Source organism: Pseudomonas leptonychotis, from assembly GCF_004920405.1.
GTDB lineage: Bacteria > Pseudomonadota > Gammaproteobacteria > Pseudomonadales > Pseudomonadaceae > Aquipseudomonas > Aquipseudomonas leptonychotis.
Genome location: NZ_RFLV01000001.1, coordinates 1148498 through 1164147 on the forward strand (window position 1 = coordinate 1148498; position 15650 = coordinate 1164147).

The 15650-nt window shown below is 61.0% G+C and carries 13 protein-coding genes; 8 read left to right on the top strand and 5 right to left on the bottom strand.

The window, feature by feature from the left end:
• Positions 1-18: 18 nt before the first annotated feature.
• From D8779_RS05170 to rpmE, 3 genes are read right to left on the bottom strand one after another with little or no spacing between them, the layout of a single operon-like run.
• Positions 19-1458: a M48 family metalloprotease gene (locus D8779_RS05170; RefSeq protein WP_136663376.1), complete on the bottom strand. Its 1440-nt coding sequence runs from the start codon at positions 1456-1458 to the stop codon at positions 19-21.
• The gene (locus tag D8779_RS05175) at positions 1455-2255 is read right to left on the bottom strand and encodes a thermonuclease family protein (RefSeq protein ID WP_136663377.1); all 801 of its coding nucleotides are present in this window, start codon (positions 2253-2255) and stop codon (positions 1455-1457) included. The genes D8779_RS05170 and D8779_RS05175 overlap by 4 nt, the downstream gene beginning before the upstream one ends.
• A gap of 26 nt (positions 2256-2281) precedes the next feature.
• Complete coding sequence (gene rpmE, locus D8779_RS05180; RefSeq protein ID WP_136663378.1) at positions 2282-2497, bottom strand: 50S ribosomal protein L31; 216 nt, start codon at positions 2495-2497, stop codon at positions 2282-2284.
• Positions 2498-2651: 154 nt separating this feature from the next.
• Here rpmE and D8779_RS05185 point away from each other — a divergent pair, with 154 nt between their 5' ends.
• From D8779_RS05185 to D8779_RS05195, 3 genes are all read left to right on the top strand, one after another.
• A complete protein-coding gene (locus tag D8779_RS05185) occupies positions 2652-4871 on the top strand; it encodes a primosomal protein N' (RefSeq protein ID WP_136663379.1) in 2220 nt (739 codons plus the stop codon).
• Positions 4872-5105: 234 nt separating this feature from the next.
• Positions 5106-6485: an ATP-dependent RNA helicase DbpA gene (gene dbpA / locus D8779_RS05190; RefSeq protein WP_136663380.1), complete on the top strand. Its 1380-nt coding sequence runs from the start codon at positions 5106-5108 to the stop codon at positions 6483-6485.
• Positions 6486-6545: 60 nt separating this feature from the next.
• Positions 6546-7781: a diguanylate cyclase domain-containing protein gene (locus D8779_RS05195; RefSeq protein WP_136663381.1), complete on the top strand. Its 1236-nt coding sequence runs from the start codon at positions 6546-6548 to the stop codon at positions 7779-7781.
• Between the two features lie 187 nt (positions 7782-7968).
• On the opposite strand, the gene D8779_RS05200 is transcribed toward D8779_RS05195, so the two are convergent.
• Complete coding sequence (locus D8779_RS05200) at positions 7969-8706, bottom strand: substrate-binding periplasmic protein (protein WP_136663382.1); 738 nt, start codon at positions 8704-8706, stop codon at positions 7969-7971.
• Between the two features lie 132 nt (positions 8707-8838).
• Here D8779_RS05200 and D8779_RS05205 point away from each other — a divergent pair, with 132 nt between their 5' ends.
• The 5 genes from D8779_RS05205 (at position 8839) to D8779_RS05225 (ending at position 15082) form a co-directional block, all read left to right on the top strand.
• The gene (locus tag D8779_RS05205) at positions 8839-10023 is read left to right on the top strand and encodes a BaiN/RdsA family NAD(P)/FAD-dependent oxidoreductase (protein ID WP_136663383.1); all 1185 of its coding nucleotides are present in this window, start codon (positions 8839-8841) and stop codon (positions 10021-10023) included.
• A gap of 85 nt (positions 10024-10108) precedes the next feature.
• Entirely contained in the window at positions 10109-11938 is a 1830-nt protein-coding gene (locus D8779_RS05210) for an SLC13 family permease (protein ID WP_136663384.1), read from the top strand.
• A 162-nt stretch (positions 11939-12100) separates the two neighbouring features.
• Positions 12101-14272 (top strand): YccS family putative transporter, encoded by a 2172-nt coding sequence (gene yccS, locus D8779_RS05215; protein ID WP_136663385.1) that lies wholly within the window; start codon positions 12101-12103, stop codon positions 14270-14272.
• 45 nt (positions 14273-14317) lie between these two features.
• A complete protein-coding gene (locus tag D8779_RS05220) occupies positions 14318-14800 on the top strand; it encodes a GreA/GreB family elongation factor (protein WP_136663386.1) in 483 nt (160 codons plus the stop codon).
• 48 nt (positions 14801-14848) lie between these two features.
• Positions 14849-15082 carry a DUF2789 domain-containing protein gene (locus tag D8779_RS05225; protein ID WP_136663387.1) on the top strand — a complete coding sequence of 78 codons (234 nt, stop codon included), beginning with the start codon at positions 14849-14851 and terminating at the stop codon, positions 15080-15082.
• On the opposite strand, the gene D8779_RS05230 is transcribed toward D8779_RS05225, so the two are convergent.
• Positions 15065-15589: a YgjP-like metallopeptidase domain-containing protein gene (locus D8779_RS05230; RefSeq protein WP_136663388.1), complete on the bottom strand. Its 525-nt coding sequence runs from the start codon at positions 15587-15589 to the stop codon at positions 15065-15067. The genes D8779_RS05225 and D8779_RS05230 overlap by 18 nt on opposite strands.
• Between the last annotated feature and the right edge of the window lie 61 nt (positions 15590-15650).

Below are 15650 nucleotides of genomic sequence, written 5' to 3' on the forward strand. Positions count from 1 at the left end.
CGGATGGGCACGCAGGCCCTAGCGCACGACCTTCAGCCAGTCGCCAGCACGCGGCTCACCTGCCGGGTAGAGGTTATTCAACAGACGCAAGGCCTTCAGCGCATCGCCCGGTAATTTGCTGCCCTTGGCCAGCGCCTCCAAGGTTTGTCCCGGCTTAGCCTTGAGCAGGTGCAGACGCAGCGGCTGGGCCTCTTTCTTCTCGGCACGGGTCATCGGCCGAAAGCTTTTGATCACGCTTAAGAACTGCTCATCCTGGCTTTCCAGCGACGCACGCCCCCGTACGGCGGCAACGAATAGATAAGCCCGCGCGCCATGCTGAATCACCGCCACGCGCTTGGCAGCGCTGCCCGGGATCACTGCACTGTAGCCCGGCAGGCCGGCCTGCTGCAGCTCGACACCCGCGACCAGGCGCTGACCACCCACGCGCTGGCGCAATAGCTCAGCGGGGGGCAAATTCTGCGGATTGTCTTCCAGTGTCATGGCAATAAATGCCTGCTGATCGGCGGTGTGACCGATCAGCGCATCCGGGCGATTGAGCAAACTCCAACCCTGGGGAAACGCCAGAGTAAAGTTCAGATCGGCATGATAGAAACGCTGGCCGCGACGCACACCGGTTTCAGCAGAGTCGCCAAAGGGCAAACCTTCCAGGCGCTTGAGAAAGGCCTCGCGATTAACCTCCTGCTGCCCAGTCACCAAAGCCCGCGCCGGGCCCAGTACCTGCTGCAAACGGCGGTCGTTATCCGGATGAGTATCGAATAGCCCGTGGTAACCCCCAGCAGGCTGCGCCTCACCGCGCGCGGCGGCCTGATCGCGGGCAAAGTCTTCCTGGTTCTTCAGCACTTTGACCACTTCAATCATGGCCTGCGGGTCATAGCCGCTGCGCGCCAGGTACTCGGCCCCCAACCCATCAGCCTCAAGCTCCATGTCGCGGCCATAACCACGGACAACGGTGCTGCCCAGTACGCTGGTGACATCGGCAGCCGCCCCAACACCCGTGCCAATCGCTACCGCTTGACCGAGCAGACCCCAAGCGGTGGACTGGCTTTGCTGCTGCACGCTATGCCGTGCAGTCACGTGGCCCACTTCATGACCGAGTACAGCGGCCAGTTCGGCCTCCGAGCTGAGGTAGGCCAATAAGCCGCGGTGGATATAGATGTAGCCGCCCGGTAAGGCAAAGGCATTGATATCGGGGCTGTCGACCACGGTGAACTGATAATTAAGCTGATTGCGGTGGCTGTTCTTCGCCACCCGCTCACCGACCTGCTGCACATAGGCCTGCAGTTTCTCGTCGGCGTAGCGCGGGTTTTCCTTGAGTATCTGTTGGTTGTAGCGGCGACCAAGATCGAGCTCCTGCTGCTCGCTCATCATCACGAAGTTGCTGCGCCCGGTGGCCGGATTGACCGCACAGCCTGCCAGCTGCACCAGCAGAACGAACAACGTCAGTACGCGCAGGATCATGGCAACACCTCCAACATGGCTTTATCGGTCAACGGCAGCATCCAGCGCGCCTGTCCCGCACGCAAGCCTCCGCGCTTAGAGCGGTCGATGACCCAGCCGCGGGCCTCGACCTTACGACCGTTAAGGCCTTGGACCGCGCGCAGATCAAAATTAGCCAACGCACGGGGCGCGATATGCAGCACCAGCGAATCGCCCATTTCCAGCCACAGCCCACCGCCATTACGCTCGACACGCTGGACCCGGCCCTGAATCAGGGCAAAGCCACCACGGCTCAGCTGCTTGGGCGCTTGCACCGGCGAACGCTGCCAGAGCCCGACATGCGCCTGCCGGGCCTTGCGTTCAGCAGCCTGCTGGCACTGCACCAGCGCCAGGTTGGGCGCGACAGCCACCAGGTAACCGAGGCCTTCGGCCAGCAGCTGCGCCTCCAGGTTACGCCCCCGACTGTCATAAGCGTGCGCCAGGGTGCGTCCGTAGTGATCCTTAGCCTGTTTGCCGTACTGCAACATGACGCGCTCATCGCTTGCAGCCACCAGCGCCTGCAAGCGTTTGCGCGCGGCCTCGGCAAAGGGTTCGGCAGAACGGCCTTGGCGGCCCATTTCCGGGCTGTTCAACCCGATCAAACGCACGCTGCGGCCATCGACGAGGCGCAAGGTATCGCCATCGACCACGCGCTGCACCTTGACGCTCGGCAGCGTGCCGGGTGCAGGGCAGTACGCCAGGGCCGCTTCGAAATAAACGCCGAAAATGAAAAAGGCGCCCACAAGGGACGCCTTTTTCAGTAGCGCGGGGCAACCCATGCGGGTCTCCGTCGCTGCGCGCAAGCTTACTGCTTGGCGCCGAACATGCCGAAACGCTGCTTGAAGCGATCAACACGGCCGCCGGTATCCAGCATTTTCTGCTTGCCGGTGTAGAACGGGTGGCATTCGTTGCACACGTCCAGGCTCAGTGGCTTGGCCAGAGTGGAGCGCGTTTCGATCACGTTGCCACAGCTGCAAGTAGCAGTCAGGGCTTCATAAGTCGGGTGGATATCGGCTTTCATGGTAATTCCTCAGGCTGTCGTGCCGCCACCAAACACTATTGTCAGGTACCGCACGGAATTAGGCCGGCGATAATAACAGAGCATCGCAGTGACGCAAGGCCGGTCGTCGACTGACTGCATGCTAAGATCGCGCCCTTTGTGCTGGAGCCTTTGCGTGCCCGACGTCATTCTGCGCCTCGCCCTGCCCTCGCCGCTGCGCCGCCTGTTCGACTACCGCGCGCCCGCCGGTGTGCCGCGTAGCGCGCTACAGCCAGGTGCGCGGCTGCGTGTGCCGTTTGGGCGGCGCGAGATGATCGGCATTCTGATTGAGGTAACGGATCACAGCGACGTGCCGGCAGACAAACTCAAGCCCGCCCTGCAATTGCTCGACGCACAATCACCGCTGCCGCCGGCGCTGTTCAAGCTGTGCCTGTGGACAGCGCAGTATTACCAGCACAGCCTCGGCGACACGTTAAGTTGGGCGCTGCCGGTGCTGCTGCGCCAGGGCGAGCCGGCCGAAGCGCGTCAGGAGCGCTTCTGGTCTGCCGTTGAGGGTGCGCAGCTGGATGATCCGCGCCTAAGCCGTGCGCCACGCCAACGAGACACGCTGCAAACCCTGGCCCAACACCCCCATGGCGTGCCCCATCCGCTGCTGAGCAAACTGCAGCTGAATAAGGACAGCCTCGACCTGCTGCTGGAAAAGGGTCTGGTTCAGGTGGAAGTCCGCCGTCACGCCCCCAGCGAGCGCCACGCTAATTGGCTCGCGCAGCTAGAGCTGCCACTGAATGCCGAGCAACGCGTCGCCACCGACGCCATTCGCTCAGGCCTTGGCAGCTTCAATGCCTTTTTGCTCGCGGGGGTCACCGGCAGCGGCAAGACCGAGGTTTACCTGCAGCTGATCCGCGAAACCCTGGAGGCTGGCAAGCAAGCCTTGGTGCTGATCCCCGAAATCAACCTTGGCCCGCAGACCCTGGCGCGCTTCGAGCAGCGCTTCAACGCCCGTATCGCCCTGCTGCATTCGGCGGTCAATGACCGCGAACGCCTGGATGCCTGGCTGGCGGCCCGCGATGGTGAGGCCGACATCATCATCGGCACCCGCTCGGCACTGTTCACCCCCATGCAGCGCCCGGGGTTGATCATCATCGATGAAGAGCACGACGCCTCTTATAAACAACAGGAAGGTTTGCGCTATCACGCTCGCGATCTGGCCGTGGTGCGCGCCCGCCAGGAGAACATCCCGATTGTGCTCGGCTCAGCCACGCCGTCACTGGAAAGCCTGCACAACGCCCACAGCGGTCGCTACGCCATGCTGCACCTGCGCGAGCGCGCTGGCGGGGCCAAGCAGCCACGCTTTCTGCGCCTGGACGTAAAAAGCCGACCACTGGACTCCGGTATCTCCGGCCCTATGCAGCAGGCCATCGCCCAGACACTTGCGGCCGGCCAGCAGGTATTGGTATTCCTCAACCGCCGCGGTTTTGCTCCGACCTTGCTGTGCCATGACTGCGGTTGGTTATCCGAATGCCCACGCTGCGATGCGCGCATGACCGTACACCAGCGCTCGCGCGAACTGCGCTGCCACCATTGCGGGCACAGCGAACGCCAGCCGAGCAATTGCCCGAAGTGCCAGAACGTCGACTTGCGCCCCGTAGGCGCGGGTACCGAGCGTGCCGAAGAGCGCCTGGAGATCCTCTTCCCCGAGGTACCGGTATTGCGCGTTGATCGCGACAGCACCTCACGCAAAGAGGCCATGACCACCCTGTTCAACACCGTGCAGCGCGGTGAGCCGTGCATCCTGGTCGGCACGCAGATGCTCGCCAAAGGCCATCACTTCCCGCGCGTCACCCTGGTAGCGATTCTGGATGCTGACGGCGGCCTGTTCTCGGCAGACTTTCGCGCCAGCGAACGGATGGCCCAGCTGATCGTCCAGGTCGCCGGGCGTGCCGGCCGCGCCGAAGAACCGGGCAAAGTGATTATCCAGAGCCACCTGGCCGACCATCCTTTATTGGTGCAATTGACCGAACAGGGCTACTTCGCCTTCGCCGAACAGGCCCTCAGCGAACGCCGCAGCGCAGGCCTGCCGCCGTTCTGCCATCTGGCATTGCTGCGCGCCGAGGCGCACAAGCCGGGCCAGGCCGAAGGCTTCCTTGACGACGCCTGCACAGAAGCCGAGCTGTTATTGACCGAGCTAAAGCTCAGCGGCATCGAGCTGCTCGGCCCAGTTCCCGCCCCCATGGAGCGCCGCGCCGGGCGCTACCGGGCGCAATTGTTGGTACAAGCCAACGCCCGCGCGCCGCTGCATCGGCTGCTCAATAGCTGGATGTTGGCCCTGGAGCAAATGCCGAGCGGCCGTGCGGTGCGCTGGTCGTTGGATGTCGACCCGATCGATTTATTCTGAGCACCGTAAAGATCGACCGTCTAGCTAGAACGTGTTTTACGATCTCGCGAGCTAGAGCCAAACAAGGCAAAAACAGCTGAGGAAGCGGAGTTTACTGGCTGTAAATGAGCATTCCGAAGCTGTTTTTAACGCCGTATGGCCGAAGCGCAGCCGGTCGCGTGCTGGTTCTTTGAACCAAGCCTCTACCTCCAGCCTGTTACACTGCACGCCATTTCGTATTAGCAGGCCTGTACCGTGACCAACACCGCGTTTTCTTCTCTGCCGCTTTCTCCCGCCATGTTGGCGAACCTCGAGTCCCTCGGTTACACCGAGATGACCCCGATTCAAGCGCAGAGCCTGCCGGTAATGCTCAAAGGTATGGACCTGATTGCCCAGGCCAAAACCGGTAGCGGTAAGACTGCAGCCTTCGGTATTGGCCTGCTCAATCCGCTCAACCCGCGCTTCTTCGGCTGCCAGGCGCTGGTGATCTGCCCGACCCGCGAGCTGGCCGACCAAGTGGCCAAAGAACTGCGCCGCCTGGCTCGCTCGGCCGACAACATCAAAATCCTTACCCTGTGTGGCGGCGTGCCATTCGGCCCGCAAATCGGCTCGTTGGAACACGGCGCGCAGATCATCGTCGGCACCCCGGGGCGCATTCAGCAGCACCTGAGCAAAGGCACGCTGAAACTCGACGGCCTTAACACCCTGGTGCTCGATGAGGCCGATCGCATGCTCGACATGGGCTTCTACGACAGCATCGCCGAAATCATTGAGCAGACCCCGACGCGTCGACAGACCCTGCTGTTCTCCGCCACCTACCCGAGCGGCATCAAACAGCTGTCCGCTAAGTTCATGCGTGATCCGCAGCAGGTCAAAGCCGACGCCTTTCATGACGATACGCAGATCGAACAACGCTTCTATGAAATCTCCCCCGAGGAGCGTATGGAAGCCGTGGTCAAGCTGCTCAACTGCTATCGCCCACAGTCCTGCGTAGCCTTCTGCTTTACCAAGCAGCAGTGCCAGGAAGTGGTCGACCACCTGACCGCTAAAGGCATCTCGGCCGCCGCGCTGAACGGTGACCTAGAACAACGCGACCGTGACCAAGTGCTGGCGATGTTCGCTAACCGCAGCTTGTCCGTACTGGTGGCCACCGATGTGGCGGCGCGCGGCCTGGATATCGATGCGCTGGACATGGTGATCAATGTTGAACTGGCGCGCGACTCGGAAATTCATATTCACCGCGTCGGCCGTACCGGTCGCGCGGGCGAGAAAGGCCTGGCCATGAGCTTGGTTGCCCCGGCTGAAGGTCACCGTGCCCAGGCCATCGAAACCTTGCAACGGGCGCCGCTCAACTGGCACCCACTGAGCAGCCTCAAGCACCAAGGCGGCGCGCCGCTGCAACCACCCATGATTACCATGTGCATCAGCGCCGGACGCAAAGACAAACTGCGCCCCGGCGATATTCTCGGCGCACTGACTGGCGATGCTGGCATCCCTGGCACCCAGGTCGGCAAGATCGCCATCTTCGATTTCCAGGCCTATGTGGCCGTTGAGCGCAGCGTGGCCATGCAGGCACTCAAGTGCCTCAGCGAAGGCAAGATCAAGGGCCGCTCACTGCGCGTGCGTACCCTATAGTTGGTTGCAACACGCAAATAGACAGCCGCAGTGATGTGGCACGTGGTAGAGGAACGCTCCTTGCGCAATATTCTGGTGGTCGAAGACAGCCCCCTGGTGCTGAAAATTCTTGAGCACCTGTTTCGCAAGGAAAGTGCGTTCCAGCCGATCTTTTGCGCCTCCCTGGGCGAAGCCCAGGTGATGCTGGAAACCTCAGCCGAGCTGTTCTTCGCCGCTATCGTCGATCTCAACCTGCCAGACGCCCCGGATGGTGAGATTGTCGATGTGGTGATGACCTACCGCCTGCCCTGCATCGTGCTCAGCGGCACCTACAACGAACAGCGCCGCGACCAGATGCTGCTCAAGGGCGTGGTCGATTACGTGCTCAAGGAAAGCCAACATTCCTACGAGTACGCCTTCCGCCTGCTGCATCGCCTGGAAAGCAACAGCGCGGTGAAAATCCTCATCGCCGAGGACTCCGACGCCACCCGCCACTACATTCGCCACGTCCTGACCCCACATCGCTATCAGATCATCGAAGCCTGCGATGGCGACGAAGCCTTGCGCATCCTCAAAGAGCAGCCGGATATCGACCTGCTGGTGGTTGATCACAGCATGCCCGGTATCAGCGGCTTTGATCTGGTCAAACTGCTACGGCAGAAAATGAAGCGTCACGAGCTGATCATTCTCGGGCTCTCGGCCGACACCAAAGGCTCGCTCAGCGCCAAGTTCATCAAGCACGGCGCCGATGACTTCCTGCGCAAACCCTTCTGCTCGGAAGAACTCAACTGCCGGGTCATGTCGACCCTGGAGCGTCGCGACCTGCTACGCGCACTCAAGCAGGCGGCGCAGTTTGATGCCCTGACCAGCCTGAATAACCGTCGCGCGTTCTATGAGCACGGCCAGCAACTGTTCCAACTGGCGCGTAGCGGCGGCCGGGACCTGAGCGTGGCGATGCTCGACCTGGACTTTTTCAAACGCATCAACGACGAACACGGCCACGCCAGTGGTGATGCCGCTTTGATCGCGTTCTCCCGGGCGCTGTCCAGCGCCTTCCCCGACGCGCTGCTTGGGCGCCTGGGCGGCGAGGAGTTCGCCATGATCAGCCAGCAGGATGCTGCCACCCTAAGCAGCACCCTCGACCAGTTGCGCAGCCACTGCGCCAACCTAAAGTACGCCATCGGTGCACCGCCGCTGTGTTTCAGCGCAGGCATCTACCATGGCGCACCGGATGACCTGGAAAGCTTGCTGCACCAGGCCGACCTGCGCCTGTATCAGGCCAAGAACCAGGGTCGCGGGCGTAACTGCTGGCAGTAGCCAGGGTCTGTTGACGTTTAATTCGCGGCCGCGCCGGAGCCCGCTTTAGCGCGAAGCAAGGCACGAGACACGAGACACGAAGTTTGGTTGTTCCAAATGAGTGTCGAGAAACGCAGCATCGCGCTAAAACAGGCCCGGCCCTTCGGGTTGCGCAGCAACGCGGCTCACGATTAAACGTCAACAGACCCTAAAGCCCATGCCGCTGAAAAATCTGCGCATAGCTACCATCGGCACGCATTCCCTCAATCGCTTTATTGAAAGCATCGGCAATCTGCTGATGCTGCGGGTGTTTGCGGCTGATCAGAATATGCAGGTTGTTCTCACTTAGCGGCTGCGGCAGAAACTCCAATTGATCGCGAACCCCTGCCAAGCTGCGGCTCAAATGAAAACGCGCCACCAGCTCATCCTCCAGGGTCAGCTGCACCCGCCGGGCGTGCAGCATGCGCGCGGCCAGCTCAAAACTAACAACCTCCACCTTGTTTAGCTTTGCATCCTGGCCAAATGCTGGGGAATAGGCGTAATCACGCACCACGGCAATGCTGTAGGGGTACAGGTCGGACAATTGAGTGAAATTAATCCCCGCATTTTTACGCTGTAAAAAGCGCACGCGGTTAACCAGATACGGCTGGGAGTAGTGGCCATACACCGCACGCTCGTCGGTGTACCAGGCATTGATCAGCACGTCGTAGGCTTCCTGCTGCAAGCCACGCACCGCTCGGGCCCAAGGTACCTGAGCGTAGGTGGTGAGGTAACCAGCCCGCTCCAAGGCTGTGGTTACCAGATCGGAAGCCAACCCGTTGTTCAGCAACGTCTGGTCATTGAACGGCGGCCAGGGATCGGCCACCAGACGCAACGTCTGCGCCGCGTGACCACACAATGGCACCAATAGCATCCACAACAGCAGGCAGGCCCGCAGTCCATTCATCAACGACTGTCCAGAAAGTGCAGAGTACTCATCCTAGCCGATCACCGGCCTCGTCACACGGTGTCGACCATCAGTTAAGATGCGCGCTGTTTTGCGCCAGTTCTGGCGCGCGTCGCATGCCGAGGAAGAGTCGTGCTTACACCCCAGGTCGTGATTATCGGAGCCGGTGCCGCCGGGCTTATGTGTGCACTGACGGCGGCGGCGCGTGGGCGGCAAGTGTTGCTGCTCGATCACGCGAACAAAGCCGGCAAGAAAATCCTCATGTCTGGTGGTGGGCGCTGCAATTTCACCAATATGTACTGCGAGCCAAACAACTTCCTCTCGCAAAACCCACACTTCTGCAAATCGGCCTTGGCGCGCTACACCCAGTGGGACTTTATCGGTCTGGTGGCCAAACACGGCGTGGCGTACCACGAGAAGAAACTCGGCCAGCTGTTCTGCGATAACAAGGCCAGCGACATCCTCGGCCTGCTCCTCAGCGAATGCGATGACGCCGGCGTCGAGCTGCGCCTGGACACTTCGGTGAGCGAGATCACCAAACTGGACAGCGGCTACCAGCTGCAAACCAGCGCCGGGGCCGTGCGTTGTGAATCGCTGGTGATTGCCACTGGCGGGCTGTCGATTCCAACGCTCGGGGCCAGCGGTTTTGGCTATCAGGTGGCCAAACAGTTCGGCCACGAGCTGCTGCCGACCCGCGCCGGCCTGGTGCCTTTCACCATTACCGATCCGCAGCTCAAAGAACTCTGCGTTGAGCTGTCCGGCACCTCGGTGGAAGACTGCGTGGTGAGCTGCAACGGCCAAAGTTTCAAAGAGAATATTCTCTTCACCCACCGCGGCCTCAGTGGCCCGGCGATTCTGCAGATTTCCTCATTCTGGCAACCGGGTGACGCCATCAGCATCAACCTGCTGCCGCACATTGATCTGCCCGAGTGGCTAGAGCAGCAACAAGGCCAGCGCCCCAACAGTGAGTTGAAAACCCTGCTCGCCGAGCTGTTCACCAAGAAAATGGCCGGGCTGCTGGCAGATAACTGGTTTGCTTCCAAGCCGATGAAGCAATACACCCACGCTGAACTCAAAACCATTGCCGAACGGCTCGGCGACTGGCAGCTGGTGCCGGCGGGCACCGAGGGTTATCGCACCGCCGAGGTCACCTTGGGCGGTGTAGACACCCGTGAGGTGTCCTCAAAAACCATGGAGTCGCTGAAATCGCCAGGGCTGTATTTTGTCGGCGAGGTGCTCGACGTCACAGGTCACCTGGGCGGCTTCAACTTCCAATGGGCCTGGGCGTCGGGCTATGCGGCCGCGCAATACGCCTAAGCCAGCATTTATGCCACCGCAACACCCACAGTATTTTGCTAAGCGGCTGCCTCCAGCAGCCCTTCTCTAAGGATCGCTTGCCAACATGACCCAAGACCAAGGACTGATTTTCGCCATTCTCGCGGCAACCATGGGGCTGTTTTTGTGGGGTCGCTGGCGGCACGATATCGTCGCGCTCGGCGCACTCTTGGCCTGCGTGATCGCAGGCCTGGTGCCCGACGCGCAAGCCTTTGTCGGCTTCGGCCATCCTGCCGTGATTACTGTGGCCTGCGTGCTGGTACTCAGCTTCGGTTTGCAGCGAACCGGTGCAGTAGATGTCATGGCGCAACGGGTGTTGCCAGCCAATGCCGGCCCCATGCTCTCGATCGCAGCCCTGACCGGGCTTGGCGCGCTATTGTCGGCCTTTATGAACAACGTCGGCGCACTCGCCCTGCTGATGCCAATTGCCCTGAAAATTGCCGGCAAGCAAGACTTACCGCCTGGGCGCCTGCTGATGCCGCTGGCCTTCGGCACCATTTTGGGCGGCATGACCACGTTGATCGGCACGCCGCCCAACTTGATCGTATCCAGCTTCCGCGCAAAGACCGATGCCGGCCCATTCGCCATGTTCGACTTCAGCCCTGTGGGTGTTGCCGTTGCCCTGGCCGGTGTGCTGTTTATTACCCTGATCGGTTGGCGGCTGGTACCGCGCCGGGAAGTAGCAAGCGTCGCTAGCTTCGACACGGGCACCTACATTACCGAGGCGCGGGTAAAGGAAGGCGCAAAAGCCGTAGGCAAGAGTCTGCGTGAAGTCGAACAGCTATTGGAGGAGGCCGATGCCCAAGTGGTGGGCATGGTGCGCAACAAGCTGCGCCTGTCGGCGCCCAACCCGCGGCGCATTCTTCAGGTAGATGACGTGTTGATGATTGAGGCTGAGCCCGAATCCCTCGGCGACGTCCTCAGCACGCTAGGCTTGACGCTGGAGGCCGCCAAACAGCCGTCGCCTGACGCGGACGAAGGTGCTGACGAAAGCGAATCTGCCAAGAGTAAAACCGACGACAAAAAAGACACCCACAATGACGAGAGAGTGCTGCAGGAACTATTGGTACGCACCGACTCACGGCTGATCGGGCTGGCCGCCAGCAACATCCGCCTGCGTCACCGTTACAGCATCAACCTACTGGCGATCTCGCGGCAGAATCACCGTTCAATCAAACGCCTGCGCTCCACCCAGTTCGAGCGCGGCGATGTATTGCTGCTGCAAGGTGAAGCGAGCGATATCGCCGACTTTGCCAGTGACTATGAGTGCGTACCCCTAGCCGACCGTGCCATCAGCATTCCTAACCCGACCCAGGCCGGCTTTGCGGTGGGCGTCATGCTGCTGGCCGTAGCGCTGGCTGCGTTCGGCGTACTGTCGGCGGCCGTAGCCTTCGCCGCCGGCATGTTGATATTTATGGTGGCCCGTGTGGTGCCCCTCCGTCAGCTCTACGAGGCCATTGACTGGCCGGTGATTGTGCTATTAGGCGCCATGATCCCGGTCGCCGGGGCTATGTCCGAAACCGGCGCGGCCGACTTATTGGCGCGTCTGCTGATGGAACATCTCGCACAGGGTAATCCGGTGGTAATGCTGACGCTGCTGCTGGTGGTAACCATGACCCTCTCAGACTTCATGAACAATGCCGCCACCGCCGCCGTGATGTGCCCCATCGCCTTGAGCGCGGCCAGCCAACTCGGCGTCAGCCCGGACACCCTACTAATGGCGGTGGCGATTGGTGCCTCCTGCTCATTCCTGACCCCCATTGGCCACCAGAACAACACACTAATTCTTACTCCAGGTGGCTTTCGCTTCGGCGATTATTGGCGCCTCGGCTTGCCGATGGAAATCATCGTGGTGGTGGTCAGCGTGCCTCTGCTGCTGCTGGTCTGGCCGCTGTAACGAGCGGACTGCCCGCAAGCATGCCCGTCGATGTAACCGTTAGGTCCTGCGTGCCCCGCCAACCGTTTTAGCAGTTGGTGGGTGTTACGGGCGAGAGGACGTGCTGCTGGACGGGTTATTCCATTAGTCTTCATCGTACGTCCACGCCAAGGCCCCGATTCAATGTCGTCACCTTCGCTCCGTCATTCGCTGCGTCGCCTCTGGGCGCAGGACAAATTCAGCTACAGCCTGCGGGTATTGATCGCCCTAAGCGGCGCGCTGCTGCTGTGCTGGTCGCAAGACTGGATGCACGCTTTGATTCCGCTGTTTCTGGGCGTAATCGCCAGTGCCCTGGCGGAAACCGACGACAGCTGGCAAGGCCGCCTGGTCGCGTTGCTGGTGACTCTGGCCTGCTTCAGCGTGGCGGCCTACGCCGTGGAGTTCCTGTTCCCCTACCCCTGGTTATTTGTCAGCGCGCTAGCCCTGGCCAGCTTTGCCCTGACCATGCTCGGCGCTTTAGGTGAACGCTACGCCACCCTCGGCGCAGCCACGCTGATTCTCGCGGTGTACAGCATGATTGGCGTGGAACAACGCGGCGGCGCAGCAGGGCACTGGCAAGAGCCACTGCTATTGGTCGCCGGGGCGGCCTGGTATGGCGGGCTGTCGGTGCTGTGGAATGCGCTGTTCGCCAATCAACCGGTGCAGCACAGCCTGGCCCGACTGTTTCGCGAGCTGGGTCAGTACCTCAAGCTCAAGGCGGCGCTGTTCGAACCTTTGCGCCAGCTGGATGTAGAAGAGCGGCGCCTGGCCTTGGCCAAGCAGAATGGTCGCGTGGTCGCGGCACTCAACGCAGCCAAAGAAATCATCCTGCACCGCGTGGGCAACGGCCGCCCAGGGCGCAAGGTCAGCCGCTACCTGAAGCTGTACTTTCTCGCCCAGGACATTCACGAGCGCGCCAGCTCATCGCACTACCCCTACAACGAACTGGCCGAAGCATTCTTCCACAGCGATGTGCTGTTTCGCTGCCAGCGCTTGTTACGTTTGCACGGCGAGGCCTGCCAACGTCTGGCCCAGGCCATTGAGCTGCGCCAACCCTTTGAATACCGCGAACTGTGCCACCAGGCCCTGGGCGACCTGCACGACTCCCTCGAACACCTGCGCGTGCAAAGCAATCCGGCCTGGCGCCACCTGCTGCGCTCGCTTGGCGCGCTGGCCGGTAACCTGCACAGCCTGGATGTGCTCTTGGGCAATGCCAGCAACCCCGACGCCCTGGCTGAGGAGCAGGACAGCAGCCTGCTCGACCGCGAACCACACTCACTGAAGGATGTTTGGGATCGTTTGCGCCTGCAGATGACGCCAACCTCATTGCTGTTCCGTCACGCCCTACGCCTGTCCATCGCCCTGGCGGCCGGCTACGGCGTGCTGCACTGGATTCACCCAACCCAAGGCTACTGGATTCTGCTAACCACACTATTTGTCTGCCAACCCAACTACGGCGCCACCCGCCTAAAACTGGTGCAGCGCATCGCCGGCACAGTGCTCGGTCTATTGCTCGGCTGGGCACTGTTCGACCTGTTCCCCAACCCACTGATGCAAGCGTTGTTTGCGGTGGCGGCCGGGGTGGCGTTCTTCGCCCTGCGCAGCAGCCGCTACACCTTGGCCACCGCGGCCATTACCCTGCTGGTGTTGTTCTGTTTCAACCAGGTCGGCGATGGTTATGGCCTGTTTATCCCGCGCCTGGTCGACACCTTGCTCGGCAGCCTCATCGCCGGGTTGGCGGTGCTATTGATTCTGCCGGACTGGCAAGGCCGGCGCCTGAATCGCTTACTGGCTAATACCCTGAGTTGCAACAGCCGCTACCTGCAACAAATAATCCAGCAGTACGCCAGCGGCAAGCGCGACGACCTGGCCTACCGCTTGGCTCGGCGTAACGCACACAACGCCGACGCCACGCTGTCGACCACGCTCGGCAATATGCTGATGGAGCCCGGGCATTTCCGTAAGGAAGCGGATATTGGCTTTCGCTTCCTGGTGCTGTCGCACACGCTCTTGAGTTACCTCTCAGGCCTTGGCGCACACCGTGGCGAAACCAGTTTGAGTGGCCAAGACCATCCGCTGCTGGCCAGCGCCAGCCAGATGGCAGCCAGCCTGGAGGAAATTGCCAACTGCCTGCATAACGAGCGCCCAGTGGCGATTCACAGCGATGCTGAAGAGCAGCTGGCCGCTGAGCTGGAGCGACTCAGCGAGAACCTGGATGACCAACAGCGGCTGGTACAAACCCAGCTGGCACTTATCTGCCGGCAGCTAGGGCCGCTGCGTACGCTGGCTGGCCACCTGCTCAAACCGCAGCGTTAAACCGTATTAGCCGCCTCGCGCGGCTGTGCTCGGAATAGACTCGACATGAACAAGACCGAACTGCTCAACCAAGTGCTCGAACGCTTGCAAAGTGATCTTCTGCAAGCCCGGCAAGCCGCTCAAACGGCCTATGAGACGGCGACGCACGAAGAAAATATTGCCGAAAATAAATATGACACGCTCGGCCTTGAGGCGTCTTACCTGGCTACCGGACAGGCCCGCCGCGCAGAGACCATTGCGCAAACGCTGAACAGCTGGAAGCAACTGTTGTTGCGCCCCTACAGCGACCAGCAGGGTATCGGTCTCGGTGCACTGGTGGAGGTGAGTGATGACGCAGGCAATCGCCAGCATCTTTTTCTCGGCCCAAACGGGGCCTCGATGAAGCTGCAGCAGGCGGGGCACAGCGTGCAAGTGCTCAGTCCCCAAGCGCCGCTGGGGCGTGCACTGCTCGGCAAGCAGGTTGGTGAGGAAATCACCCTGCAACTGGCCAGCGGCGTGCAACTGTTGGAAGTTCTCTCGGTCGACTGATAGCGGCTATAACTGAAAGGCCGCTCCGAAACCGCTCAGGAGTCACCTATGTACCCGCAAAATCACGACCTACCCAGCTTATTCAAACAACTTGGCTTAGCCCATGACACCGCTGGTATCGAACGTTTTATTGAGCAACATTCGCCCTTAGCAGAAGACTGCAAACTGGCCGACGCGCCTTTCTGGGACACCGCCCAAGCAAGCTTTCTGCGTGAAGAGATCCGTGAAGACGCCGACTGGGCTGAGGTGGTTGACCAACTCAACCTATTGTTGCGGGGCTAAAAGGCCTACCGCGCTGCCGGGCAGCTCGCGCCACGTCAGGTACACACGCAGGTCAAACTCCAGCTGATGGTAACCGGGCAGCATGTATTCGCAGAGTTTGTAAAAGGCCTTGTTGTGCTCGGCTTCTTTCAGGTGCGCCAGCTCGTGTACCACGATCATCTGCAAAAACTCCGGCGCGGCCTCGCGGAACAACGAGGCCACGCGGATTTCCTTCTTGGCTTTGAGCTTGCCGCCCTGCACCCGCGAGATCGCCGTGTGCAAACCCAAGGCGCGATGAGTTAGGTCGAGACGATTGTCGTAAAGCACCTTGTCGATGGCCGGTGCATTACGCAGGTGTTCCTGCTTGAGGCCCTGGATATAGGCATACAGCGCCTTGTCGCTTTGAATCCCGTGTTTAGCGCTGTAAGAACGCGCCAGGTAATCACCCAGGCGCTGCTCCGCGATCAGCTGACGGATCTTCTCTTGCAGATGGTCGGGGTAAGCTTGCAGGTATTTAAGCGGGGTCATGGGCGATGTGCAGGGGCGCAATAAGGCCGTTGATTATGCCGCAAGCCGCACTCATCGAGCT

Coding starts and splice junctions, on each gene's coding strand:
- D8779_RS05170 (WP_136663376.1), bottom strand. CDS start 1,458: ATGATCCTGCGCGTACTGACGTTGTTCGTTCTGCTGGTGCAGCTGGCA.
- D8779_RS05175 (WP_136663377.1), bottom strand. CDS start 2,255: ATGGGTTGCCCCGCGCTACTGAAAAAGGCGTCCCTTGTGGGCGCCTTT.
- rpmE (WP_136663378.1), bottom strand. CDS start 2,497: ATGAAAGCCGATATCCACCCGACTTATGAAGCCCTGACTGCTACTTGC.
- D8779_RS05200 (WP_136663382.1), bottom strand. CDS start 8,706: ATGAATGGACTGCGGGCCTGCCTGCTGTTGTGGATGCTATTGGTGCCA.
- D8779_RS05210 (WP_136663384.1), top strand. CDS start 10,109: ATGACCCAAGACCAAGGACTGATTTTCGCCATTCTCGCGGCAACCATG.
- yccS (WP_136663385.1), top strand. CDS start 12,101: ATGTCGTCACCTTCGCTCCGTCATTCGCTGCGTCGCCTCTGGGCGCAG.
- D8779_RS05220 (WP_136663386.1), top strand. CDS start 14,318: ATGAACAAGACCGAACTGCTCAACCAAGTGCTCGAACGCTTGCAAAGT.
- D8779_RS05225 (WP_136663387.1), top strand. CDS start 14,849: ATGTACCCGCAAAATCACGACCTACCCAGCTTATTCAAACAACTTGGC.
- D8779_RS05230 (WP_136663388.1), bottom strand. CDS start 15,589: ATGACCCCGCTTAAATACCTGCAAGCTTACCCCGACCATCTGCAAGAG.